Here is a 25,126-nt window from a genome sequence, read left to right on the forward strand (position 1 = left end):
CACATGGATAAATATATTATAACCCTCGGCCTGTACCTTATCTTAATGATATCATTTAAGATATATTACGCAGTGTCTGTAAAAGAATAAGCATACTAGAGTTTCCCCAATTGTACTGAGGTCATAATCAATGCTTAAAAAAGATTTAAGATCACTATACAAAAATCGAAGAGATTTAATTGACAATGAATCCCTTTCTAATTCTAGCCTGAGTATCGCTAACGGACTGCTCAAACTACCGGTATGGTCTTACGACTTTTACCATATTTTTTTACCCATTTCCGAAAACAAGGAGATTGATACTACCTACGTTCTTTCCATACTTCAAGGAAAGGATAAAAACATAGTACTACCCAAAGTAGTTGACAAAACTACATTAGAGCATTATTTGCTAACGGATTCTACGCGCCTTGTAAAGAATGAATGGAATATACCCGAACCTGTTGATGGCATAGAAATACCCAGCACAAAAATAGATGTAGTTTTTATACCCTTATTGGCTTTTGACGAGCAAGGAAATCGTGTAGGCTATGGAAAAGGGTTTTATGACACCTTCTTATCTCAATGTCGCCCAGATGTTATTAAAATTGGCTTGTCATTATTTTCCGCTGAAGAAGAACTCATATCTGATGTGAACAACTTGGACATGCCTTTAGATTATTGCGTGACCCCCACTAAAACCTATTCTTTCTAAAAGATTACAATGAATCAGCTTCACTGGTAGTTGGCTCATCATCTACCTTACCGAACGCTTTCTTATTGAAAACCAAAAGAATTCCTACACCGGTACTGATAGCCATATCAGCAATATTAAAAACCGGTTCAAAAAACCGAAAACTAGAGCCTCCAAAATAAGGAACCCAATCTGGCCACGTTGTATCTACCATTGGAAAATAAAGCATGTCTACTACTTTCCCGTAAAAAATGCTGCCATAAGGTTCATCTGAAAATGCCGTTGCCAATTGTTGATAGCTATCACTAAATAGAACACCGTAGAATACAGAATCTATAATGTTCCCCAAGGCTCCTGCAAAAATCAAGCAAACTGCCAAAATCAGGGTTTTAGAGGATTCCTTACGAATAGTATCGTACAGCCAGTATCCAATTCCTGCTACGGCAAACAACCTAAACACGGTTAAGACCAACTTGCCTGTTGGTTCCGATATAGGCAAGAAATCACTTAACTTAGCCCCCCATGCAGCTCCTGAATTTTCAATGAACAGTATTTTGAACCAGCTAAAAACCTCAACAGAATCTCCCAGTACAAAATGGGTCTTTATATAAATTTTGCTCAATTGGTCAATCAACAGTACTGCTATGATTATGAGCAATGATTTCTTTAAATTCATAGTATATCTACAACTTGAATTGGCAAAAATAAGTATATTATTCGGTTTTCTTTATTCGTATGTTTCCCGTTAGGGAAGACAGTGTATATTGTGCGTCTCCCATGGGAATATCATCTTTGTTTACGGCCCCATATTTACTTACCGCATTTACATCCCCTTTGAGAGCTTCCACTAAAATATGCCCGCTTTGTGTACGTACATTTATATCTTCATGAACATTAAAAAGCTCGCAGTTACCGTCATTAAGAGAAACCGTAAGTTTCTTATAATCCCCTGCAACGAACACATTGCAGCTTGTACCAAAAACGGTAATAAATTTAAAACGGGGAACAATTACCTTTAGCGCAATAGACACCACTTTATGTGCGCTAAGCTTATCATTAGGATTCTTGAAATTAGGTTGAAATCCACTACTGACCATTATAGAACTACCATTCTCCTTTACGGACAACAAAAGATCTTTCTTGTACTCCCCATCAATAATAGCCTCAACGAACATTTCATCTGTATCGGCAGTTTCCAGGGTTAATCTATAGCAATTCTCAACGTCTATACCAATTGAGGTAACCGCATCATTTACCACAGATTTTTTAACCACTTTTTGCGCCGCCAAAAGATTGAAAAACAAGAAAAAAACGAGAAACTCTTTCATTTTTTTACGGTGTAAAAAAAGCCTACAAGAACCAAGTTCCTGTAGGCTTTTTTAATTTAAAATCGCAAAATTACTTTTGCATATTCTTTGCCTCTATACTTAATGTAGCATGAGGAACCAATTTAAGACGCTCTTTGGCGATCAACTTTCCTGTAACACGGCAAATACCGTAGGTTTTGTTCTCAATACGCAAAAGGGCATTTTTTAAGTCTCGTATAAATTTCTCTTGACGTATGGCCAACTGCGTATTTGCTTCTTTACTCATTGTCTCAGAACCCTCTTCAAAAGCCTTAAACGTAGGAGAAGTATCATCCGTGCCGTTATTACCATCGTTCATATAAGAACTCTTAAGCAATTCTAGATGACTTTTTGCTTTCTCAATTTTGTCTTCAATCAATTCTCTGAATTCGGCAAGATCCTTGTCCGAATATCTAACTTTTAAATCTTCTGCCATTCTATTAATGTTTTTCAATAAATAATTTAGTATTCACCTCATCAAAAGAAACCTCGGTTCCTCTATCCAATTTTTCCTCAAAAACAAGTTCGGCCGTTAACGTTTCAGCTTTAATATAGCTTAAGTTATTGGACACCGCCTTTTCTACAAAACCGTCTTTAAGAATTTTAATATCAATTCTATCCGTTACTTCAAAACCGGAATCTTTTCTTATATTCTGAATTCGGTTTACAAGCTCTCTAGCAATACCCTCTTCCCTAAGACCTTCGTTTATGGTAACATCCAGAGCCACTGTAATAGGGCCTGAACTTGCTACCAACCAACCTTCAATATCTTGCGAGGCTATCTCTACATCTTGCAGCTGTAATGTAATAATTTTATCGTCAATGTCAAGCGAAATTTCGCCATCTTGCTCAATTTTTTGGATATCATCTTGGTTCAACTTGGCAACAGCCTGAGCTATTTTTTTCATATCCTTTCCAAATTTAGGGCCTAAAACCTTAAAATTGGGCTTGATCTGTTTCACCAAAATTCCCGAAGCATCATCAAGTAACTCTATCTCTTTAACGTTTACCTCGGACTTGATAAGATCGGCTACCGCTTCTATTTCATGCTTCTGCTTATCATCCAAGATAGGTATCATGACTTTTTGCAACGGCTGACGCACTTTTATCTTTTCTTTCTGACGAATAGAAAGTACCAAAGACGAAATGGTCTGAGCTTTCTCCATCTTACTTTCCAAATCCTTATCTACTATTGCCTCATCATACTTTGGAAACTCGGATAAATGTACACTTTCAAAATCCTCCCTATGCGTTGTATTCGTTAAATCTTTATAAAGTCTATCCATAAAAAACGGAGCAACCGGCGCCGATAATTTGGCTACGGTTTCTAAACAGGTATACAATGTTTGGTAGGCCGATATTTTATCTTTCTCATAGCTACCTTTCCAGAAACGTCTTCTGCACAAACGCACATACCAGTTACTTAGATTCTCTTGCACATAGTCTGAAATTGCACGTGTTGCCTTAGTAGGCTCATAATCTGCGTAAGCTTCGTCAACCGTTTTGATCAACGAATGAAGTTCAGATAAAATCCACCTATCAATTTCCGGTCTTTCATTTAGCGGAATCTCTTCTTCAGAATAGTCAAAAGTATCTATGTTCGCATATAGACAAAAGAAAGAGTACGTATTATAAAGTGTCCCGAAGAATTTACGCTTCACCTCAACAATACCTTCAGTATCAAATTTTAGATTATCCCATGGGTTGGCATTGGAAATCATGTACCAACGCGTGGCATCTGCCCCATGCTCGTTCATGGTATCAAAAGGGTCTACCGCATTGCCCAAACGTTTGGACATTTTCTTTCCCTCCTTATCAAGCACCAGTCCGTTGGAAACCACGTTTTTATACGCTACGGAATCAAAAACCATAGTAGCAATAGCATGCAAGGTATAGAACCAACCTCTGGTCTGATCTACACCTTCTGCGATAAAATCGGCCGGGTAGGTCTTGCCCTCATCGATCAATTCTTTGTTTTCAAATGGGTAGTGCCATTGTGCGTACGGCATAGAACCACTATCAAACCAAACATCAATAAGGTCACTCTCACGCTTCATGGGTTTACCCGAAGCGGAAACCAAAATAATATCATCTACAATATTCTTGTGCAGGTCTATTTTATCATAATTTTCTTCGGATAGGTCACCCACAACAAAATCATCAAAAATATCTTTCTCCATTACTCCGGAAGCCACGGCTTTTGCCATTTCCGCCTTTAACTCGGCAACCGAACCTATGATTATTTCTTCCTTACCATCTTCCGTTCTCCAAATAGGAAGTGGAATACCCCAATACCTAGATCGCGAAAGGTTCCAGTCATTAGCATTGGCCAACCAGTTACCAAAACGGCCTTCGCCAGTAGATTTTGGCTTCCAGTTGATAGTCTGGTTAAGCGCGAACATACGATCTTTAACATCACTGATCTTTATGAACCAGGAATCTAATGGGTAATATAGGATAGGCTTATCCGTTCGCCAGCAATTAGGGTAGCTGTGTACATACTTTTCTACTTTAAAAGCCTTGTTCTCTTCTTTAAGTTTAATGGCCAGCTCCACGTCTATTGACCTTTCCGGTGCCTCACCGGCATCATAATATTCGTTCTTGACATATTTTCCGCCAAATTCTTTCATTTCAGGGCGGAACTTTCCTTGCAAATCCACTAAAGGAACCGGGTTGTTATTTTCATCCAATACCAATAACGGCGGTATTTCCGGCGATGCCTGTTTGGCCACCAAGGCATCGTCCGCACCAAAAGTGGGTGCCGTATGCACTATACCGGTACCATCTTCTATAGTAACGAAATCTCCTGAAATTACACGAAATGCATTTTCAGGATTTTGGTACGGCTGGGCATATGCCAACAATTGCTCATATTTTATACCCACTAAATCTTTACCAACAAACTCCTTTACTACGTAAAAAGGAATTTTCTTATCACCGGATGTATATTCCAACAATTCCGGCTTGGTTTCAACTTGTTTGAATTTTCCTGAAAACTGTTTGCTTACCAAATTTTTGGCAAGCACTACATTCATTGGTTTAAACGTATACTGATTGTAGGTTTCTACCAGCACATACTCAATCTTTGGCCCTACCGTCAATGCCGTGTTAGAAGGAAGCGTCCACGGTGTGGTCGTCCACGCCAAGAAATAAATATCACCCTCATTCTTAAGAAAGTCCGGCAAAGATTCATCTACAGCCTTAAACTGTGCCACTACCGTTGTATCCGTAACATCTTGATATGTGCCCGGTTGGTTCAATTCGTGAGAACTTAGACCAGTACCCGCTTTTGGGGAGTATGGCTGAATCGTATATCCTTTATAAATTAAACCTTTATCATAAATCTGTTTCAACAACCACCAAACAGACTCCATATATTTTGGCTTGTAAGTAATGTACGGGTCGTTCATATCTACCCAGTACCCTACTTGCTCCGTCATACGGTTCCAAACATCCGTATAGCGCATAACCGCCTTTTTACAGGCCGCATTATATTCCTCAACAGAAATTTTCTTACCAATATCCTCTTTGGTAATGCCCAACTCTTTCTCAACACCCAACTCAATAGGTAGTCCGTGGGTATCCCAACCTGCTTTTCTCTTTACCTGAAAACCCTTCATGGTCTTGTACCTAGGAAAAATATCCTTTATGGTACGTGCCATAACGTGGTGTATACCTGGCATACCGTTTGCCGATGGTGGACCCTCGTAAAATACATAACTAGGTTTACCCTCTTTAGAGGAAACACTTTTCTCAAATATTTGGTTTTGCTTCCAGTAATCAAGTATATCCTCGGCTACTTTGGGCAAGTCCAATCCTTTATATTCCGCAAACTTCATAATAAGTGGCTCTACTGCATTAATTTAAGGCTGCAAAATTAAGGATTTTTAGTCGAATTAAGTCGATTTGAAAGAATTGAGATACAGCAAAATAAACAAGCTTGTAAGAAAATGTTAAAATATAGCGTCCAAAAAGCCGTTTCATACGTATATCACAAAAACAATTAAACAAAACTTTAAACACAAAATCATGAAAAAAGTAATTTTAGGTTCCGTTTTAATGCTTGCCTTGAGTATCTCTTTTGTTTCTTGTAGAGAAGCTGCGGATAAAGCAAAGAGTGCTACGGACGAAGCTGGTGCTGCTATGGAGCAGGCTGGTGAAGACGCTAAAGAAATGGGATCTGATGCCATGGATAAAGCTAAAGAAGCCGGTAACGAAGCTATGGAAAAAGCTGAAGAAGCTGGTGAAGAAATCAAAGCTGGTGCCGAAGATGCCGCTAACGATTTAAAAGCTAAAGCTGAAGAAGCTGGCGATGATATTAAGGCTAAAGCTAACGAAGCTGCTAGCGATGTTAAAGCTAAAGCCGGTGAAGCTGCAGATAAAGCAAAAGATGCTGCCAACAAAGCTGGTGACGATGCTAAAGGTGCCGCTAACAGTGCAGTTGACAAAGCTAAAGCTGCTGTAAACTAGTTTACAAGTTTATTATTTCTTACAACAGAGAGATCCCGGCCAATGGCCGGGATTTTTCATTTTAATCCTTCAGAGAGAAACTAAAGCTGGTACGCCAAGCCCATAATTAAATTGATGCCCGGTGCGGATATTCCCGAAGAATAGGAACGGTAACGTTGATCCGTAAAGTTTTCAAGATTCAAGGAAACTTCAAAAGCGCTTGAAATTTTATATTGCGAACGAAAATTTAAAGTATACCAAGAAGGAGAATACGGATTTCCTTCCGAGTCGGAAGCATAGATATACGCTTTACTGCGCTCGGAAGCGGCCAAATCATAAAAAGGAATCTCGCCATTATAATTCATGAACAAATCCGTCTTTAGTCTTTGGTTTTTATAAATCAAATGTAAATCTCCAAAGGTGGGAGAAACGTGCCTACCGGGAGATTCTGTACCATCATCCTCTTCTTCAACACCCTCGGTAATGGTTAAATTGGACACCACGGAAATATTATCCGTAAGAAAGGCTTCTACACCAAACTCAAAACCGTAGACAAAGGCCTTAGCTGCATTCTGTATAGCCTGCACACTACTCATCTCACCATTGTATATAATTTCTTCTTCTCCATTGAAAAGGTAATCACGGCGTACCAAAGCATCTACCAAATAGGTATAAAACGCAGTGCTTTTAAATACTACTTTATCATTAAAATTCTTCTGCACACCCAGCTCTACATTATAAGCATACTCAGGCTCCAAGTCCGGATTGGGAACGACCACCGCTCCCGGTTCCGAATCAAAAATTTTACCCACATCATCTATATTAGGTGCCCTAAAACCGCTAGAACCATTAAAAGTGACCTGCAAATCTGCCTTAGGAAACCAACTAAAACCCAAACTACCCGTAAGCGCCCCATTATTAAGATTGGCATCATCAAAAGGAAATGGATAATAGGTCTTGTCAAATACGGCATCAATCCACACATGACTGTAACGCAAACCGGACAGTACCGTAAAATTGGGCTTGGCCTTGTATTCCCCATGAACATAACCTGCTAAGGTTTCCCAAGTTGAACCATCTGGATATCTTGATGCAGATGCCAAAATTTCATTGGTCTCTATATTTTCTTGACTACCCAAGGAACCTATCTTATTAAATATATATTCACCTCCATAGTACAAGCGGAGGTTACCAATTTTTTTATTTTCAAAGTCGATATTAGTGGAAAGGACATCTACTTTTTCTTCCGTACTATAGCGTATAACATCCTGAAAACCCCTATCATTTCTACTTTCCTCAAAATGCTGATAGGCCGTGGTAATCTTTAATCCATCGTAAAAAATACCTTTTCCTCTTTTGTTCATCTGCAAGTTGCCCATGAACCATTTTTGAGGACCATAATACCATTCCGCAGAACGAAGTCCGTCTCCCGCGCTATTGGGCCGGATCAGACGATCGTATCTGGCGTAATCCGAAGTCTCCGAATAATGCAAACCTAAATCATATTGCCACGTATGACTTGGTTTATAGGCTATTTTCTGCATTAGGCTAAACTGATTATAGCCCGTTGGGCTCTGTTCCTTTACAGTTTTGTTAGACATAAGCACATCAGCTCCGTTTATGGTAGTCACGTATTCTTTTCTCAGGTAAGAATCTGGACCATGGGAACCCATTTTTAAATCATCAAAACTGTTATAAGAAGCACTTGTTAAAAAGGCCCATTTCTTTTTCCCCAGATTAACATCTACATGAAACGTATTTTCCAGGTTGGCCGAAGCGAAGCGATAACTGGCATTTCCCGAAAACGAAAGACTATCCGAATTTGAGAACTCCCCTTTTTTAGTATAAAAATTCATAACCCCTCCAATAGCATCACTACCATAAATAACGGAACCAGGACCAAAAATGATTTCTGTATTTTTTACTGAATAGGGATCTATAGAAATAACATTCTGAAGGTTACCTCCCCTAAAAATGGCATTGTTCATACGCACCCCGTCTACGGACAAGAGCAAACGGTTGGTTGCAAACCCCCTGATCATGGGACTACCGCCACCCAGCTGACTTTTCTGAACGAATACCTTACCGCTATTCTGCAACAAGTCCGCTGAAGTTTGTGGACTTGTAAAAGCGATTTCCTTAGCATCTATAATGGCTATTTTGTTGGGAATATCCTTTTTTTGCTGCTCCCATTTAGAAACGGACATGACCACCTCATCAAGCTCTTCGGCCTTCATCTCCAAAAACAAATACCCTCCGTGTCGGCTAATCTGGGCTCTTGTGCTCTTTCTTATTTGATAACTAAGATGGCGAAAAGTAATACGTTCTTCAGCCTTAAAAACGGATAGATCCACCTTACCATCAAAATCCGTAAGTGTCGTTTTAGAGTGGTCATAATTGTAAATGGCCACATTTACTATGGGCTCTCGCGTATCTACATCCAAAACTGTAACCTGTTGCGCAAGTACGGTTTGGATACACAAAAAAATAAGTAAAAACAGAACTTTGTTCATACTAGTTAAATACTTCGTTAAGGATGGCAAGGGATTTTGGTTTCCTAAACCCCTGTAAATGCAACTCATAGAACAGCACTAACGATTGCAAAAGTTCTTGACGGTTGCTTTTATTCATTTTGATATGATGTATCTCATCAAAATTTATGCCCAAGAAGGTTTTAAAATAGGTAAGATTATCTCCGTTTAAAATAGGATTCAATGAAGGCGTATCCGTAAACTCGCCTTCCAGTAAGTCAAAATAGCTTAATTCTATCTCGTTCGTATCCGGGTGAAAGCCCAAATAGCGTGTTAACCGAATTAAAAAATAAATATGAAAATTGGAAATTCCGCTCTGGTTGTCCAGCCACTGCAATGAAGCCTCTATAAATTCAAAAAGTGCATCATTGGCCTCCTCTTCATGAATGCTGTTCGCCAACATTTCGGCCAGAAATAAAGTCATGGCGTTTTTTGAAATATCGGAATGTAAGGTCTGGTACGGATAATTGACCTTTGCTTCGCGAATACTCTCTAAAGCCCCTTTATTCTTATGGCTGGCCACTATCTCCAATTGCGTTAAAGGTTGAAAATAAGCCGTTTTTAATTTTCCTTTCTTAGAGGCCAAAACTCCCCTGAGGAGATAGGATTTAACACCCCCAGATTCCGTAAATGCCTTTACAATTAAACTGGTATCTCCATATTTAATGGATGTAAGAACTATGGCTTTGGTAGTTACCTGCATTTACATGGATGGCTTTGCACAAAGATAACTTTAAAAAATATGATGTTAGAATTAGGCTGAAGGGCAAAAATAAAAAGACCTGTAACTTTAGAATTACAGGTCTTTTCTTATTTATATGATACTATTCTCTAAATCACACCTTGTGCCAACATAGCATCGGCCACTTTAACAAAACCGGCAATATTAGCTCCTTTTACGTAGTTGCAATAGCCGTCTTCTTCTTTTCCGTACTCAATACAGGAATCATGAATATCTTCCATAATATCCTTAAGCCTTTCGTCTACTTCCTCCCTTGTCCAGCTTATACGTAATGAATTTTGAGACATTTCAAGTCCTGATGTAGCAACACCACCAGCATTGGAGGCTTTACCTGGAGCAAAAAGAATTTTGGCATCATGAAACGTATGTACAGCATCCGTATCGCAAGGCATATTGGCTCCTTCGGCAACACACATACAACCGTTATCTATCAACGTCTTGGCATCTGCAGCCAATAGTTCGTTTTGAGTGGCACATGGTAGGGCTATATCACATTTTACGTCCCATGGTGTCTTTCCTTTATGGTATTCGGCACTTTTATACTTTTCAGTATATTCCGAAATTCTACCTCGCTTTTCGTTCTTTAGCTCCATGACAAAGGCAAGTTTCCCTGCATCAATTCCTTCTGCGTCATAAATATATCCACCAGAATCGGACAACGTAACTATTTTGCCTCCTAACTGAAGTACCTTTTCCGCAGCGTATTGTGCCACATTACCGGAGCCTGAAATAACCACGGTTTTACCCTCAAAACTCTCGTTCTTGGTTTTAAGCATACTCTGCGCAAAATATACCGTTCCGTATCCTGTTGCTTCCGGACGAATTTTTGAACCACCCCAAGAAAGACCTTTTCCTGTTAGTACTCCCGTAAACTCGTTCCTTATTTTCTTGTACATACCAAACAAGAAGCCAATTTCGCGGGCGCCCACACCAATATCACCGGCAGGCACATCTGTATTTGGGCCTATATGGCGACAAAGTTCCAACATAAAGGCATGACAAAAACGCATTACCTCATCATCTGACTTCCCTTTTGGGTCAAAATCGGACCCACCTTTTCCACCGCCCATAGGTAAGGTGGTCAAACTATTTTTGAAAACCTGTTCAAAAGCAAGAAATTTAAGGATACTTGCATTAACCGATGGATGAAACCGTAAGCCTCCTTTATATGGCCCAATAGCCGAATTCATTTGAATTCGGTACCCTCTGTTAACGTGAATCTCTCCTTCATCATCTACCCAAGCCACTCTAAACGAGACCAACCTCTCGGGCTCCACCATGCGAAGTAAAATATTTTTGCCGTTATATATTTTATGTTTGGCGATATATGGAATTACCGTTTCGGCAACTTCCTGCACCGCTTGAATGAACTCGGGTTCATGCCCGTTTCTTGTTTTGACCTCATCCATGAAGTCTTTAATCTTTGCGTCCATAACGAGTATTTTGTTGAATTTTGATTATAACGGCAAAATTATGTTATTTATATAACTAACCCACCCTTTTTTTAAAAATACACTAAAAACTAGCTTATCGCCTGTTCCAAGTCGGCTATCAAATCATCTATATCTTCAATCCCTACGCTTAACCTGATCAAAGCATCTACCACTCCACTTTTTTCTCGTTCCTCTTTTGGAATACTGGCATGTGTCATACTAGCCGGATGCCCCGCTAGGCTCTCTACACCTCCTAGGGATTCCGCCAGTGTAAACACCTTCAACTTTTCCACGATCTTAATAGCATCTTCATAATTACTACCCTTGGTAACAAAAGAAATCATACCCCCAAAACCGGTCATTTGGCTCTTAGCGATTTCATGGTTGGGGTGGCTATCAAAACCAGGCCAGTACACTTTCTCTATTTTTGAATGGCCAGCCAGATAATTGGCAATGGCAGCACCGTTCTCGCAATGCCGTTGCATACGCACATGCAAGGTCTTTATTCCCCTTAACACCAAAAAACTATCCATAGGACCACAAACAGCACCGCTTGCATTTTGAATAAAATAAAGTTCATCTGCTATTTTTTTATCCTTGACGACCAAAGCACCGGCAACCACATCACTATGACCACCCAAGTATTTAGTTGCAGAGTGCATTACAATATCCGCCCCTAAATCCAAAGGTGTTTGGAGGTAGGGAGTGGCAAACGTATTGTCTACGGCTAAAAGAACACCATGCTTTTTAGCCAATAGACTCACTCCTTTAATGTCAATAATATTCATCATCGGGTTCGTAGGGGTCTCTACCCAAATAAGTTTGGTGTTACTAGTAATTGCCGACTCAATAGCGTTGGTATCTTGCATACCCACAAAATTGAATTTGATTCCATACTTCTCAAAAACCTTTTTGAACAATCGGTAACTACCGCCATACAAATCGTTGGTTGAAACCACCTCATCACCGGGACTAAGCAGTTTAATGACCGCATCCATAGCGGCAAGGCCACTGGCAAAGGCCAAGCCGTATGTTCCGTTCTCAATACTGGCCAACGAATTTTCCAAAGCGGTACGTGTTGGATTTGCACTTCTAGAGTACTCATACCCCTTATGCCCACCAGGGGTGGTCTGCGCATAAGTAGAGGTCTGATATATAGGAGGCATGACCGCACCGTAAGCCGCATCTGGCTCTTGCCCTCCATGAATTGTTTTACTATTGAATTTTAACGTTTTTTCACCCATTTTTTATAATTATTGGTTCAAATGTATCGTTATCTTTGATGTAGGATAATCCAGATTTTTTCCGCTTACCCCAATGAAATTCCTTTATGAGAACCCAAGTTACCTATATCATTTTATTTTTAGCCCTTGTTGGATGTCAAAATGAGAACAAACTAACGTTTGAAACCTTAAAACTTGATGAGACACGTTGTTCCGAATGTCCGAGTGTGGAAATCAACATTCCCAAAGCAATCGAAAACTCCAAAATAGCTACCAACATTAACAACGCTATTAATGAAGAAATCATAGAAACCCTAAACTATGATGACGAATTAGAGGCCACCACCATTAAAGATGCCGTAGAGTCCTTTAGTAACGGGTACTGGGAACTTAAAAAACTGTATCCGGAAGAAGCTACAAGTTGGGAAGCAAAAATAGAAGGTAGCGTTTCATATGAAGACGCCGATTTTCTGACCGTTGAACTCAACTCTTATATTTTTACCGGGGGAGCTCATGGTTATAGCTCACAACATTTTCTGAATTTTGATAAAAACAAAGGGAAAGAGCTTGAAAATTGGGAGATTTTTAAAGACCGTGAGGATTTTGAAAAATTTGCCGAGGAAAAATTCAGGAACCAGGAACACATACCTCTAGATGGCCCTATTAACAGCACAGGCTTTATGTTTGAAAGAGATATGTTTTACCTCCCCGAAAATATTGGATTTACCGAGGAGGGTATAAAGCTACTTTACAACCCTTATGAGGTTGCCTCATATGCAGATGGTCCGATCGTTCTGACCCTATCATTTGCGGACGCGAAGCCCTACTTGGCCAAAAGCAAGTCCTAATCCTTATTTTCCTACTACTTTAAGCAGGGCAATAATGGCTCCCATATGCAATCCTTCATGATACAGGTTAAAGGTTAGCGCATCTTCAGCAGATGCCAATGTTACTCCTGCACTGGTAGTATACTCATTATACTCCTGAAAAAGACCTGCTTCATAATCCTCTATAATCCATTCCAAGGTAGATATTAGAAAATCTCCAATTATCATTATTTCCTCCTCAGTTGCCGTTCCATCTGGTTTTGTTCCTTTCATGAACTTTTGAACAAGTTCATCCGAAACCCGCATTTGAAGATTACTGAATTTATACACTAAAACTTGGGTAGTAATCACGGTATGCGCAATATTCCACCAGATATTGTTATTAAAACCCTCTGGAATTTCCAGCAATTGTTCCCTTGGGGTTTCGGTCAATATAGTATACAAGCGTTTTCTATTCTGTAAAATAACATTAAAGAGTTTTTCCAAAGCATTCTTATTTTAAAGTGGACGTTAAAAATAGTACAATTGAACTGAATTGGGTTTCTTTGCAAAGTGATTTTATGTTAAGAAAGATGAAAAAGATTTACTACCTCAGCACCTGTGATACCTGCAAACGCATCCTTAAGGAATTGGAACCTCTAGACGGGGTTGTACTTCAGGACATTAAAACGGAAGCCATGACCGCCGAGCAAGTAGAAGAGATGCAAAAACTTGCCGGAAGCTACGAGGCGCTTTTCAGTAAAAGAGCCCGTCTTTACAGACAAATGGGGCTACATGAAAAACAGCCTTCGGAAAATGAATTGAAAGGTTTGATTCTAGAGCACTATACGTTCCTCAAGCGACCTATAATTCTAATTGATGATCAAATCTTTGTGGGCAACAGCAAAAAAGTAGTGGAAGCGGCAAAAAAAGCCCTTCACCAGTGAGCAAACGTACCCTTGCCATATTAGCCGCAATTGGTGCAACAATTATCTATGCCTTAAACCATACCATTGCCAAAGGTGTAATGCCCAACCACGTACAACCTTTTGGGTTTATTATGTTGCGTGTTATAGGAGCCTCAATACTATTCTGGAGTGTTTCCGTTTTTGGTCCAAAGGAGAAAATAGAAAAAAAAGACTACCCTAGAATGTTCATTTGTGCACTCTTGGGTATGGGCTTTAACATGCTCGTTTTTTTTAAAGGACTGGACTTGTCCACACCTATTAACAGTGCTGTTTTAATAACCACCACACCAATTATTGTGGTATTGCTCTCCGCTGTTCTAATCAAAGAAAAAATCATTCCCAAAAAAATGGTGGGCATTCTTATTGGTCTTTTAGGTGCCTTGGGCCTTATTTTCTTTGGTAGCGAAGTTAGACAGGATGCACCTAACATACCGTTAGGGAATTTTCTGATTTTTATGAACTCGGTATTTTATGGGTCTTACCTTATTGGAGCAAAAACCCTGATAGCAAAATACCATCCGTTTACCTTTATGAAATGGTTATTTACGCTTGGTATATTCATATGTCTCCCTTTTGGCTACCAGGAGCTTATAGACATAGACTGGCCCAATCTGCCGTTTGAGGCCCTATGGAAAATTGCTTTTGTTGTCCTGGGAACTACATTTTGCACGTACCTGTTCAACATATTCGCATTAACCCAACTTAAAGCTTCTACATTAAGTGCGTTCGTTTATATTCAGCCCTTAATAGGCATTCTCTTTGCGGTTGCCACGGGTCAGGACAAACTTACTACACTTAAGATAATAGCCGGTTGCCTAGTGTTTTTGGGAGTATATTTAGCAAGCAAAAAGCCTAAACCAGATCCTTTGGAGCCCTAGCGAACTTTCTAGTATCTTCTTTGGTAAGGATTCTAAAGCCTTCGCCCTTTTCAACATCACTAAATTTTTGCATGAGATCGTTTGGTAAACCAGTGAGTTTTCTGGTCTTTAAATCCATCCAAGCACCCATCATCTCGCAATGCGCAAAATTTCGACCTTTATAATCATAGAAATTATGATGGAATTCAAAAAACTGTCCGTCTTCGCTCATCCCCATAATTTCCATAGAAACCTTTACGGGCCTACCGGGAAAGGCCTCTTTAAAATAATACATATGCTCATAAAAAACCACCGGTCCTATCTCTTTTTCCAGCAATGCCTTATGACCAAAACCAATTTCGGTTAAATAAGTCATTCGAACGTGACTCATAAAATTCAAATAGGCAGAATTGGCCAAATGGCGGTTTGCATCAACATCGCTCCAGCGTATTTCAAAGTCTTTTAGGTACATATTTTTACGAATTATTTTATTATGCATGCATAAGAATAACAAAAATACCATAGTTTTGAAAAACAGAGGAATATATATCCTTAATTTTTTTTAGCTAATTTCAATTCTTTCTAAAACCAATGATATGAGCGCAAAACCTTCTTTTATAAACGAATTGGCATTACCTGCCATTGCTGCCCCTATGTTTTTAATATCTGGCCCCAAGCTGGTTATTGAATGTTGTAAAAACGGTATTGTTGGAACTTTTCCGGCATTGAACCAACGTACAAGTGAAGGTTTTGAAGAATGGCTCATAGAAATCAAAACAGAATTGGACGCCTTTGAAAAAGAGACCGGTAAAAAACCCGCACCTTTTGGCGTAAACCTTATAGTTCACCCTACCAACCCAAGACTTGAAGCAGATGTTAAGCTCTGCATAAAACACAAAGTGCCTATTGTAATTACCTCTTTAGGGGCCGTGTCTATGGTTGTAGATGCCATTCACAGTTATGGCGGACTCGTCTTTCACGATATCATAAAAAAACGTCATGCCGAAAAGGCCCAAGAAGCTGGAGTAGACGGATTGATACTTGTTGCCGCTGGAGCCGGAGGCCATGCAGGTACGGTAAACCCTATGACTTTGGTAGCGGAAATAAAGAAGTTCTTCCACAAGACCATAATTCTTTCCGGATGCATCAGTACAGGGCGCGATATTGCTTCTGCATTACAAATGGGGGCAGATTTGGCCTATATGGGCACACGCTTTATCAATACCGAAGAAAGCAAAGCCACACCGGAATACAAAAAAATGATTATTGATTCAGGTGCAAACGATGTGGTATATACTGCATCCATTTCGGGCGTGCATGCCAATTTCTTGGGAGCAAGTCTAAAAGCTGCTGGCATAACCGAGGAAGACCTGAAAAAAGACACAAAAATAGATTTTGGAAAAGAGCTCAATACCGAGGCAAAAGCATGGAAAACCATTTGGTCTGCAGGTCAGGGATCTGCTTCAATTGAGAATGTGCTTCCCGTAGCCGAATTAATTGCTGATCTAAAAACCGAATTTAAATCGGCCATACAGCAGCAGATTATGATTTTGGAAAAGTATCCAAAGTAAGAAAGTTGATTGGGGAAATTTGTGTCGAAATAAAAATGAATAGTTAAATGCCGCTACTCCACTCCGATTATAATCCCACTTTACTTTTTAAGAATGGACATCTATCTACCGTCTATTCGGGTTTGTTTAGACGAATAGAAGGATTGGAACAGCAGCGGGAACGTTTAGAACTTGCGGATGGCGATTTTATTGATGTAGACTGGAGTTACTCCAAAACTCCTTCGGAGAAGGTGGTAATACTTTTACATGGCTTGGAAGGCAACGCGCAACGGCCGTACATTACGGGAAGTGCAAAAACATTTAATACGGTGGGCATTGATGCTTGCGCCGTTAATTTTAGGGGTTGTAGTGGTGAGACCAATCGCCTTTTTCGTTCCTACCATTCCGGCGCTACCGAAGATTTAGATGCCGTTGTTCAATATATTCTGAAGAAACAAAAGTATGATCATATCTATATAAAAGGGGTAAGTTTAGGTGGAAACATGGCTATGAAATATGCCGGTGAGGACCGTACGCTCCCAAAGGAAATAAAGGCGGTAATAGGTGTTTCCGTGCCCTGCAACCTTCATAGTTCCTTAAAAGAACTCATGTCCACGAAAAACTACCTCTACTCCAAGCGTTTTAAAAAACACTTGGTTGAAAAATTATGGCACAAAGTAGATTTGTTTCCCCATAAAATTTCAAAAAAAGATGTGCGCGCTATTAAAACCCTAAAAGATTTTGATGATATCTACACCAGCCGGGCTCATGGTTTTAAAAATGCCATTGACTATTACACAAAATGTAGTTGTAGGCAATTTTTGCCCCATATTAAAATTCCCGCTTTGATCATCAATGCTAAAAACGATTCTTTTTTAGGCGATGAATGCTACCCGTACACCGAAGCAGAAAACAATCCAAACCTTTATTTAAAGACACCCAATTTTGGCGGTCACGTGGGGTTTGTAGCGCCATCAAACATCTATTACTCAGAAAAAACAGCAATTAAATTTGTGCAAGACATGGTTTAATTTTAGTGAATCGTTATATTAGCATCGCGAACAAAAAGCCCTTAACTCGGCTCGAATATTGAAATAAAGCACAAGATGAAAAAATTATTAAGCGTATTGGCACTTGGTGCCCTGCTTGCCAGCTGTGGCGAAGAGAAAAAGGAAGAAAAAAAGGGTGGTTTTGAAATGAACAGAACCAAAACAGAAACTAAAGCAGTAGAAGCCAAGTCTGAAGGCGTTCCTGTTGATATGGATAACCAAGGAGTAGGCCCATACAAGGATATTTCTTTTGATGCTGATATTGATGCTGAAATGGCTGCGGCCGGTGAGGCAAAGTTCAAAGCGGTATGTACGGCCTGTCACATGGTAGACAAACGTTTAATTGGCCCTGCATTAAAAGGTGTCTATGAAAGAAGAAGTCCATCATGGGTTATGAACATGATTGCGAACCCAGATAAAATGTTGAAAGAGGATCCAATTGCACAAGCCCTTCTTAAAGAATATAACAACGCTATTATGCTAAATCAGAATCTTTCTGAAGAAGACACAAGAGCGGTTGCAGAATACCTGCGTACACTTTAAGAGCAAAAATTTTATGTTCCTATGCCGTTATCCTAATATTTTAGGGTAACGGCATATTTTTTTTGAATATATTAGTAGCTCTCAATCAACTTAAAAACACTTTACATTGAAAACGTTACGTCATTTTCTTATCGTCATCACTATTTTTTCGTGCACGAACACGATAACCGCTCAAAAAATAAAGCCAAAGAAAGTAAAGGAAAATATGCAGCGCGTTGCCGATTGGCAAATTGCCAATTTTGAAGGGTTGTACAGTGGACACAAAAAACCCCACCACCCTTTAGATTGGACCAATGCAGCACTTTACGTAGGTATGGTAAAATGGGCAGCGATGGCAGAGGATGACCGCTATTATTCTTGGTTAAAGAATATTGGTGAAACGAACGAATGGCAACTATACAAAAGAAAATACCATGCAGATGACCATGCTGTTGGCCAGATGTATATAGATTTATTTAGAAAATACAAAGACGAAAAAATGATTGCTCCCACCAAAGAGCAATTTAACTTCTTAATGTTCCATCCTTCCAAAAGTGCCCTAAACTGGGGTACTCCGTATCATCAAGACCGCTGGAATTGGTGCGATGCCCTTTTTATGTCTCCCCCGGTCTGGGCCAAATTGTATAAAATTACAGGCGAGAAAAAATATCTGGATTTCATGATGGCAGAATTTAAGGCTTCAACTGATTTTCTGTTTGACAAAGAAGAGAACCTATATTATCGTGACGAAAGGTATTTTGATAAGTTGGATAACGGCACTAAGGTATTTTGGTCCAGGGGAAATGGCTGGGTATTTGCCGGACTTGTCAATATCATGAACGAACTTGAGCCAAACAGTGAAGAATACATGTATTTCTTGAACATCTATAAAAAAATGGCCGAAAAACTTATTACCATCCAGACACCCAAAGGCCATTGGGCCATGAGTCTTCTGGGCCAAGAATTCTATCCTACCCCAGAAACCAGTGGTTCATCTTTTTACGTATACGGTCTTGCGTGGGGCATTAACAATGGTATTCTGGACAAAGAAACCTATGAACCGGCAGTTAAAAAAGGCTGGAACGCCATGGTAAGTCATATAACAAAAGACGGCATGTTAGGTTACGTACAACCTATTGGAGCAGCACCCGGAAAGGCCTGGCCCGATAAAACCGAAGTTTACGGAACCGGGGCATTTTTAAGTGCCGGATCGGAAGTCTATAAGCTTTATGGTGGCGAGTAAAAGCAAGTTTACCATGCCAAAAATATACTAAGCCTTTGTCTTGTCTACCGCTATCTTGTACGTAGGGTCTTCAAGCACATTAACATCTATAATGTCCTTAGCATTCTTTAAGAGGCCAAAGCTGTCCTTACTTAAGTGTCGCAAGTGAATTTTTTTACCGGCTTTGGCATAGCGCTCCGTAATTTTATTTAGGGCTTCTATACCGGACATATCGGCAACACGGCTCTCTTTAAAGTCAATGATAACCTCATTGGGATCGTTCTGAATATCAAACTTCTCTGCAAACAGTGTGGTAGAACCAAAAAATAACGGTCCGTATATTTCGTAATGCTTTACACCATTATCATCAATATATTTCCTTGCTCGAATTCGTTTCGCATTTTCCCAAGAATAAGCCAATGCAGAAATTATAACACCTAACAATACCGCAACAGCCAAATTGTGGGTTATAGCGGTAATCAAGGTCACCAAAACCATAACAATTACATCGGATTTTGGCATTTTACCAAAAGTCTTGAAGCTGGCCCATTCAAATGTTCCAATGGCTACCATAAACATTAACCCAACCAGAGCGGCCATAGGCAATTGCTCAATAAGACCAGAACCGAACATAATGAACACCAAAAGCATAACAGCCGCAGTAATACCGGATAATCTTGCCCGTGCTCCTGAAGAGGTATTGATCAAACTTTGTCCGATCATAGCACAACCGCCCATTCCAGATAAAAATCCGGATAGGATATTGGCAGTACCTTGAGCTACACATTCTTTATTGCCGCTACCACGGGTATCCGTAATCTCGTCTATAATGTTCAAGGTCAACAAACTTTCTATGAGCCCTACACCCGCAACAATAGCGGCATAAGGAAAGATAATCCCAAGCGTCTGTAACGTCATTGGCAATTGTGGAATGGATAATGGTGGAAAACCACCTTTGATGGATTCTCCCGGCCCCATAGTATCTGCAACGGTTAACGTATCTACCCCAAATCCAATAACTATGGCGGAAACCACAACAATGGCCAATAATGAAGAAGGAATAGCCTTTGTTAATTTAGGAAAGCCCCAAATAATCAACATAGTGAGCAAAGTAAGCCCCAGCATTATGTACATAGGCGAACCGGATAACAATTCTCCCGTTCCCTTCTGATAGAAATTAGGAAACTGCGCCATAAAAATAATTATGGCCAATCCGTTTACAAAACCGAACATTACCGGGTGTGGTACCAAACGGATGAATTTACCCAATCTTAGCACACCGGCCAAAATCTGTAGCACACCAGCAATAATTACGGTGGCAAAGACGTAATTCAATATGGTTTCCGGTTCAATTCCCGGAAAATTGCGTTTTAATTCTAGAATCAATCCCACAAAAATAACGGCAACTGCCCCTGTAGCACCGGAAATCATGCCAGGCCTACCTCCAAAAATAGAGGTTACCAAACAAAGAATAAACGCCGCATATAATCCTGTGAGGGGAGAAAAACCCGGAATAAGGGCAAATGCAATAGCTTCAGGAACCAAGGCCAGGGCAACGGTAAGACCGGAAAGAATCTCGGTTTTGTAATCTACCTTTTGTTTAAAATCGAACAAATTCAAATACTTCTTCACGACATTGGGATTTTAAGCGGGCAAAAATACATCAAAATACCCTATAAGCCATAGACTTATGACACCAAATGCTTCTAGGACCGTTTAACCAACACCTCAGAGACCTAGCTGCCTAGGTGTACAGAAACTATTTTATATGCGTGTACGGCATGCAAAAATTAACTTATAACACCTTAACGAAGGTACTTCATACAAAAAAACCGCCCCAAGCATTGCAGCCCAGGGCGATTTCTAACTAAATAACCAACCAAAAAACGTTTATATATCTCTACTTCTTTTCACCTTCATTATGGGATTAGAAGTCTTTTTTCTCTTTTTTTCTACTGCGCCTTTTCCGGCTTTTAAGTACTCTTGATATCCTTTTCCCCTAAACTCATATACTGTTTTACTACTAGGGTGATAAAGTTCAATTGTACTCTCATTAATAACGTACAATTCAAAGTAATCATTGCTCGATGAACGGTAAGCCAGTGTTAAAGTTTTAAGCGTTTCATCGTGTTCTATGTCATACACCGAGTAATCTCCCTCTAAATCCCATTGAAGGTTTACCAAGGGTGTTCCAACCGGGTCTACAGACGACCTAAAAAAGGTAGGATTGAATTGCAAAAAGTTCTCATTATCGAACTCATTTAATGCTCCTTCAAGACTTGTATATGTTTTTTCCCAAGCATGGTACTCTTGTAAAAAATAGTTGATATTCTCGTAAAACAACATATCATAATCAAAATTACCAACTTGGTATCCCTTTAAATAATAAGATGTATCCGAACGCCCGTCATAGAGCTCTATAGTACTCCCGTTTACGGCAAAAACATCTAAAAGCCACGGGCCATCTACATCATGATCAATTTCTACCGCTCCACGAATAGTGCTGTAATAACCTACGTCTATTCCTAAACCATTGCCGGTTCTACCAATGCCTACTATATTATTGTTGGCATACATTGTACCTCTATCAAAAGAAACGGTAAAAGCACGTTGTAAAAAAGGAACTTCGCCATTTCCTCTTGTAGCGTTTATATCTACGTACCACAAGTCATATGATTGTAATACTTGATCTGTGTTATAAACCGGTTCTTCTATAAATTCATCTTCTACAATAACTTCGGTATAACACGAAGTCATTAAAAAAGCCGTAAAAATGGATGTTAAAAGTAGTTTTGTCTTCATAATCTTGGTATTACTATTCCCTCTATACAAAACAAGCACCGTGCCATTATTGTTAACAGTCTATTAATCAGTACTTAAGGTTTCAATTTTTAATTTCCCTAGCTTTGTACAAGAGAAAAAACCAATACTTGTAACCAACCATTTAACAGGAACTAAGCCATATAATATAGAACGATGAATCAAAAATTTACAGTGTTAGGCGGTGGAAGTTGGGCTACGGCCATTGTTAAGATGCTCTGTGTAAACCAAAAAAAGGTAGGTTGGTACATGCGCAATTCGGATGCCGTAGGTTTTATCAATATTCAAAAGCACAACCCTAACTATTTAACCTCGGTTACTTTTGACACCAATCAGTTAGAACTTACTGACGATATCAATAAAGCGGTTGACAATTCCGATATTTTAATATTTGCCATACCTTCTGCCTTTGTTGAAGGAGAGCTTAAAAAAATAAACACCTCATTAAAAGATAAAATTGTTTTTTCTGCTATAAAGGGTATTGTTCCCGAATCCGGGTTAATAGTTGGCAATCATTTTCATGAGAAATATGATATTCCTTTTGAAAATATTGGGGTTATTACCGGTCCATGTCATGCCGAAGAGGTGGCCCTAGAACGCTTATCTTATTTGACCATTGCTTGTGCCGATACCGAGAAAGCACAATACATAGCCCAAAACCTGAGCAGTCATTACATTAAGACCAAAGTTACCAATGACATAATTGGAACGGAGTATGCGGCCATGCTCAAGAATATTTATGCAATTGCAGCCGGTATTGCACACGGTTTAGGCTATGGAGATAATTTTCAGAGTGTGCTTATGAGCAATGCTATTCGTGAAATGAAACGTTACACGAAACGTATTCATAAAATAGACCGTAATATTAACGAGTCTGCCTATTTAGGCGATTTATTGGTTACCGGATATTCTACTTTTAGCCGTAACCGTATGTTCGGGAATATGATAGGAAAGGGCTATACCGTTAAAAGTGCACAAATGGAAATGCGTATGGTAGCCGAAGGGTACTATGCCGCTAAGAGCGCTTACGAGATAAAATCCAAGTTTAAGAAGAAAGTAAAAGTGCCTATAATAGATGCCGTTTATGCTGTACTTTATGAAAACAAAAGCGCTAAAAAAGTATTTAATACCCTGACGGACAAGTTAGATTGATAAAAAACCATTTGGTATATGAAAAGGCCGGCTCGTTTCTTTGGAAAACGGAACCGGCCTTTTACTCAACTTAACTTGATTAACTTCTTACTGTATGGTTCTACACTCTATCTAATGTAAAATTAGAATGATCATCCAGTTCTTTTAGTAGAATTTCTCTCCACTCAGAAATCTGATTGTCATCTACAGCGTAAATAGATTTAAATTCTTCCAAAATAGGTTCCATTAGAGTTCGAACGCTTTCAATATCAAAATACAACCTGCCGGTTCTTCTAATGAAGAAATCCATTGGGTTTTGTACCATTTCATAATCAATACCAAAACGAAGCTCGGCCTTGGCCATGCGTACGTATATGTCGGTACCCTTTACGCCAGCATAATTCTCCAGAATCATTTCTGTCTGTTTTCCGTAGTTGGTTACCAAGAACCATGCATCATGCTTTGAGAAACCATCAGGTTTGATTCTGCCGTAAACTTCATCAATGTATTTCTCTACATGTTTGAATTTTTTGAAATCAACATTACCGCACAGGAAAATCTTCTCGGTAAAACATTCCTTTAACTCCGTACCATCTTCCTCTTCCATCTTCTTGGCAATACGATCCACGACACGCTCGGCCATTTTACGGTACCCGGTAAGTTTTCCACCTGCAATACTGATAAGACCCGTATCCGAAGTAAAAATCTCATCTTTTCTGGATAATTCCGAAGCCGATTTTCCTTCTTCATGAATTAACGGTCGTAAACCTGCCCATGAAGAAATGATATCTTCCATTTCCAAGTTTATGCTCGGGAACATATTGTTTACCGCAGATATGAGATAAATAGCATCTGCCAAATCTGTACGTACGTTATCCTTGTCTTTGTTAAAATTAGTATCCGTAGTACCTACGTAGGTAATTTTTCCGCGCGGAATAGCGAACATCATCCTACCATCTGGAACATCAAAATATACCGATTGTTTTATTGGTAATTTCTCCTTTGGAAATACAAGGTGCACACCTTTGGTTAGGTGCAACTGTTTTCCCTTTTTAGAATTATTGGTACCTCTAAGCTCATCTACCCATGGGCCAGCTGCGCTGATTACATATTTAGACTTGATACTGAAGGTTGCGCCGCTAACACCATCTTTTACTTTAACACCGGCCACTTTATCATCAACATAAACAAAGTCTTCTACAGATGCATAGTTTAAGGCTTGGGCCCCGAACAATAAACTGGATTTAATATTCTCAATGGTCAAACGCGCATCATCCGTACGGTACTCCGCATAATACCCTGCACCCTTTACTATTTTCTTTGGAAGTAAAGGCTCTAGTTTCATTGCCTCTTTCTTCTCTAGCATCTTACGTTTGTCCTCGCCGGTAACCTGAGCTAAAATGTCATAGACTTTTAATCCAATAGAGGTAAGCCATTTGCCGTACGAACCGTTTTCAATAAGTGGCAATAACATTTTTTCCGGTAGTACTAAATGCGGCGCCAGTTTGTGAACGATAGCTCGCTCCGACCCTACTTCCTTTACCAACCAAAAGTCAAATTGTTTCAAATACCGTAATCCACCGTGAATTAACTTGGTAGATTTACTACTGGTTCCCGATGCAAAATCGCCCTTTTCTACCAAAGCAACTTTTAAACCTCTTGAAGCTGCATCCAGTGCAATTCCACCACCTGTAATACCTCCACCAATAACCACCAGGTCATAGGTGTCATTGGTTAACTCCTGTATTGTTTTTGCTCTATCTAAATTAGAGAACCTTATATTTTTCATAGCTTTTTTTGTACA

The 25,126-nt window shown here is 39.5% G+C and carries 23 protein-coding genes; 10 read left to right on the top strand and 13 right to left on the bottom strand.

Features of this window, described 5'->3' with window-relative positions; genetic code table 11:
- The first annotated feature begins 130 nt into the window (after window positions 1-130).
- Window positions 131-694 (top strand): 5-formyltetrahydrofolate cyclo-ligase, encoded by a 564-nt coding sequence (locus SJY45_RS12025; protein ID WP_400070965.1) that lies wholly within the window; start codon window positions 131-133, stop codon window positions 692-694.
- Window positions 695-698: 4 nt separating this feature from the next.
- Here the strand turns inward: SJY45_RS12025 and SJY45_RS12030 are convergent, their stop codons facing one another.
- From SJY45_RS12030 to ileS, 4 genes are all read right to left on the bottom strand, one after another.
- Window positions 699-1,349, bottom strand: coding sequence for a lipoprotein signal peptidase (locus tag SJY45_RS12030; RefSeq protein WP_215437314.1), 651 nt, complete (start codon window positions 1,347-1,349; stop codon window positions 699-701).
- A gap of 37 nt (window positions 1,350-1,386) precedes the next feature.
- Window positions 1,387-2,001, bottom strand: a complete 615-nt coding sequence (locus tag SJY45_RS12035; protein WP_400070967.1) for a hypothetical protein — start codon at window positions 1,999-2,001, stop codon at window positions 1,387-1,389.
- Window positions 2,002-2,071: 70 nt separating this feature from the next.
- Window positions 2,072-2,455, bottom strand: coding sequence for a TraR/DksA C4-type zinc finger protein (locus SJY45_RS12040; RefSeq protein WP_013992813.1), 384 nt, complete (start codon window positions 2,453-2,455; stop codon window positions 2,072-2,074).
- 4 nt (window positions 2,456-2,459) lie between these two features.
- A complete protein-coding gene (ileS, locus tag SJY45_RS12045) occupies window positions 2,460-5,858 on the bottom strand; it encodes an isoleucine--tRNA ligase (protein WP_400070969.1) in 3,399 nt (1,132 codons plus the stop codon).
- Between the two features lie 190 nt (window positions 5,859-6,048).
- Between ileS and SJY45_RS12050 the strand changes: the two genes are divergently transcribed.
- On the top strand, window positions 6,049-6,489 hold the full coding sequence (locus SJY45_RS12050; RefSeq protein WP_400070971.1) for a hypothetical protein: 441 nt from the start codon (window positions 6,049-6,051) through the stop codon (window positions 6,487-6,489).
- An 80-nt stretch (window positions 6,490-6,569) separates the two neighbouring features.
- On the opposite strand, the gene SJY45_RS12055 is transcribed toward SJY45_RS12050, so the two are convergent.
- The 4 genes from SJY45_RS12055 to SJY45_RS12070 all read right to left on the bottom strand — a co-directional run bounded on the left by SJY45_RS12055 (window position 6,570) and on the right by SJY45_RS12070 (window position 12,418).
- Window positions 6,570-8,981, bottom strand: a complete 2,412-nt coding sequence (locus SJY45_RS12055; RefSeq protein WP_400070973.1) for a TonB-dependent receptor domain-containing protein — start codon at window positions 8,979-8,981, stop codon at window positions 6,570-6,572.
- A gap of 1 nt (window position 8,982) precedes the next feature.
- Window positions 8,983-9,702: a DNA repair protein RecO gene (gene recO / locus SJY45_RS12060; protein ID WP_400070974.1), complete on the bottom strand. Its 720-nt coding sequence runs from the start codon at window positions 9,700-9,702 to the stop codon at window positions 8,983-8,985.
- 128 nt (window positions 9,703-9,830) lie between these two features.
- A complete protein-coding gene (gene gdhA, locus SJY45_RS12065; protein ID WP_400070976.1) occupies window positions 9,831-11,174 on the bottom strand; it encodes an NADP-specific glutamate dehydrogenase in 1,344 nt (447 codons plus the stop codon).
- An 89-nt stretch (window positions 11,175-11,263) separates the two neighbouring features.
- Window positions 11,264-12,418, bottom strand: a complete 1,155-nt coding sequence (locus SJY45_RS12070) for a cystathionine gamma-synthase (RefSeq protein WP_400070978.1) — start codon at window positions 12,416-12,418, stop codon at window positions 11,264-11,266.
- A gap of 86 nt (window positions 12,419-12,504) precedes the next feature.
- On the opposite strand from SJY45_RS12070, the gene SJY45_RS12075 reads away from it, so the two are divergent.
- Window positions 12,505-13,245 (top strand): DUF3298 and DUF4163 domain-containing protein, encoded by a 741-nt coding sequence (locus SJY45_RS12075; RefSeq protein ID WP_215913637.1) that lies wholly within the window; start codon window positions 12,505-12,507, stop codon window positions 13,243-13,245.
- Window positions 13,246-13,248: 3 nt separating this feature from the next.
- Here the strand turns inward: SJY45_RS12075 and SJY45_RS12080 are convergent, their stop codons facing one another.
- The gene (locus tag SJY45_RS12080; protein WP_215913636.1) at window positions 13,249-13,710 is read right to left on the bottom strand and encodes a DinB family protein; all 462 of its coding nucleotides are present in this window, start codon (window positions 13,708-13,710) and stop codon (window positions 13,249-13,251) included.
- Between the two features lie 86 nt (window positions 13,711-13,796).
- Here SJY45_RS12080 and SJY45_RS12085 point away from each other — a divergent pair, with 86 nt between their 5' ends.
- Both SJY45_RS12085 and SJY45_RS12090 read left to right on the top strand, forming a co-directional pair.
- On the top strand, window positions 13,797-14,150 hold the full coding sequence (locus SJY45_RS12085; protein WP_400070981.1) for an arsenate reductase family protein: 354 nt from the start codon (window positions 13,797-13,799) through the stop codon (window positions 14,148-14,150).
- Entirely contained in the window at window positions 14,147-15,049 is a 903-nt protein-coding gene (locus SJY45_RS12090; RefSeq protein WP_215437287.1) for a DMT family transporter, read from the top strand. Before SJY45_RS12085 ends, SJY45_RS12090 begins: the two co-directional genes overlap by 4 nt.
- On the opposite strand, the gene SJY45_RS12095 is transcribed toward SJY45_RS12090, so the two are convergent.
- Window positions 15,024-15,500, bottom strand: coding sequence for a thioesterase family protein (locus tag SJY45_RS12095; protein WP_215437285.1), 477 nt, complete (start codon window positions 15,498-15,500; stop codon window positions 15,024-15,026). The genes SJY45_RS12090 and SJY45_RS12095 overlap by 26 nt on opposite strands.
- A 124-nt stretch (window positions 15,501-15,624) precedes the next feature.
- On the opposite strand from SJY45_RS12095, the gene SJY45_RS12100 reads away from it, so the two are divergent.
- From SJY45_RS12100 to SJY45_RS12115, 4 genes are all read left to right on the top strand, one after another.
- A complete protein-coding gene (locus SJY45_RS12100; protein ID WP_400070983.1) occupies window positions 15,625-16,599 on the top strand; it encodes an NAD(P)H-dependent flavin oxidoreductase in 975 nt (324 codons plus the stop codon).
- 47 nt (window positions 16,600-16,646) lie between these two features.
- Window positions 16,647-17,609 (top strand): YheT family hydrolase, encoded by a 963-nt coding sequence (locus SJY45_RS12105; protein ID WP_400070985.1) that lies wholly within the window; start codon window positions 16,647-16,649, stop codon window positions 17,607-17,609.
- Between the two features lie 75 nt (window positions 17,610-17,684).
- Window positions 17,685-18,170 (top strand): cytochrome c family protein, encoded by a 486-nt coding sequence (locus SJY45_RS12110; protein WP_215437278.1) that lies wholly within the window; start codon window positions 17,685-17,687, stop codon window positions 18,168-18,170.
- A 106-nt stretch (window positions 18,171-18,276) separates the two neighbouring features.
- Entirely contained in the window at window positions 18,277-19,392 is a 1,116-nt protein-coding gene (locus SJY45_RS12115; RefSeq protein WP_400070987.1) for a glycoside hydrolase family 105 protein, read from the top strand.
- A gap of 27 nt (window positions 19,393-19,419) precedes the next feature.
- Here SJY45_RS12115 and SJY45_RS12120 read toward each other — a convergent pair whose 3' ends face one another.
- On the bottom strand, window positions 19,420-21,003 hold the full coding sequence (locus SJY45_RS12120) for a SulP family inorganic anion transporter (protein WP_289037437.1): 1,584 nt from the start codon (window positions 21,001-21,003) through the stop codon (window positions 19,420-19,422).
- Between the two features lie 258 nt (window positions 21,004-21,261).
- The gene (locus SJY45_RS12125; RefSeq protein ID WP_400070989.1) at window positions 21,262-22,173 is read right to left on the bottom strand and encodes a nicotinic acid mononucleotide adenyltransferase; all 912 of its coding nucleotides are present in this window, start codon (window positions 22,171-22,173) and stop codon (window positions 21,262-21,264) included.
- A gap of 174 nt (window positions 22,174-22,347) precedes the next feature.
- Here SJY45_RS12125 and SJY45_RS12130 point away from each other — a divergent pair, with 174 nt between their 5' ends.
- Window positions 22,348-23,343: an NAD(P)H-dependent glycerol-3-phosphate dehydrogenase gene (locus SJY45_RS12130; RefSeq protein ID WP_400070991.1), complete on the top strand. Its 996-nt coding sequence runs from the start codon at window positions 22,348-22,350 to the stop codon at window positions 23,341-23,343.
- A gap of 100 nt (window positions 23,344-23,443) precedes the next feature.
- Here SJY45_RS12130 and SJY45_RS12135 read toward each other — a convergent pair whose 3' ends face one another.
- Window positions 23,444-25,111, bottom strand: a complete 1,668-nt coding sequence (locus SJY45_RS12135) for a glycerol-3-phosphate dehydrogenase/oxidase (RefSeq protein ID WP_400070993.1) — start codon at window positions 25,109-25,111, stop codon at window positions 23,444-23,446.
- Window positions 25,112-25,126: the final 15 nt, after the last annotated feature.

Source organism: Zobellia russellii, from assembly GCF_044597075.1.
In the GTDB taxonomy this organism is placed as follows: domain Bacteria; phylum Bacteroidota; class Bacteroidia; order Flavobacteriales; family Flavobacteriaceae; genus Zobellia; species Zobellia russellii.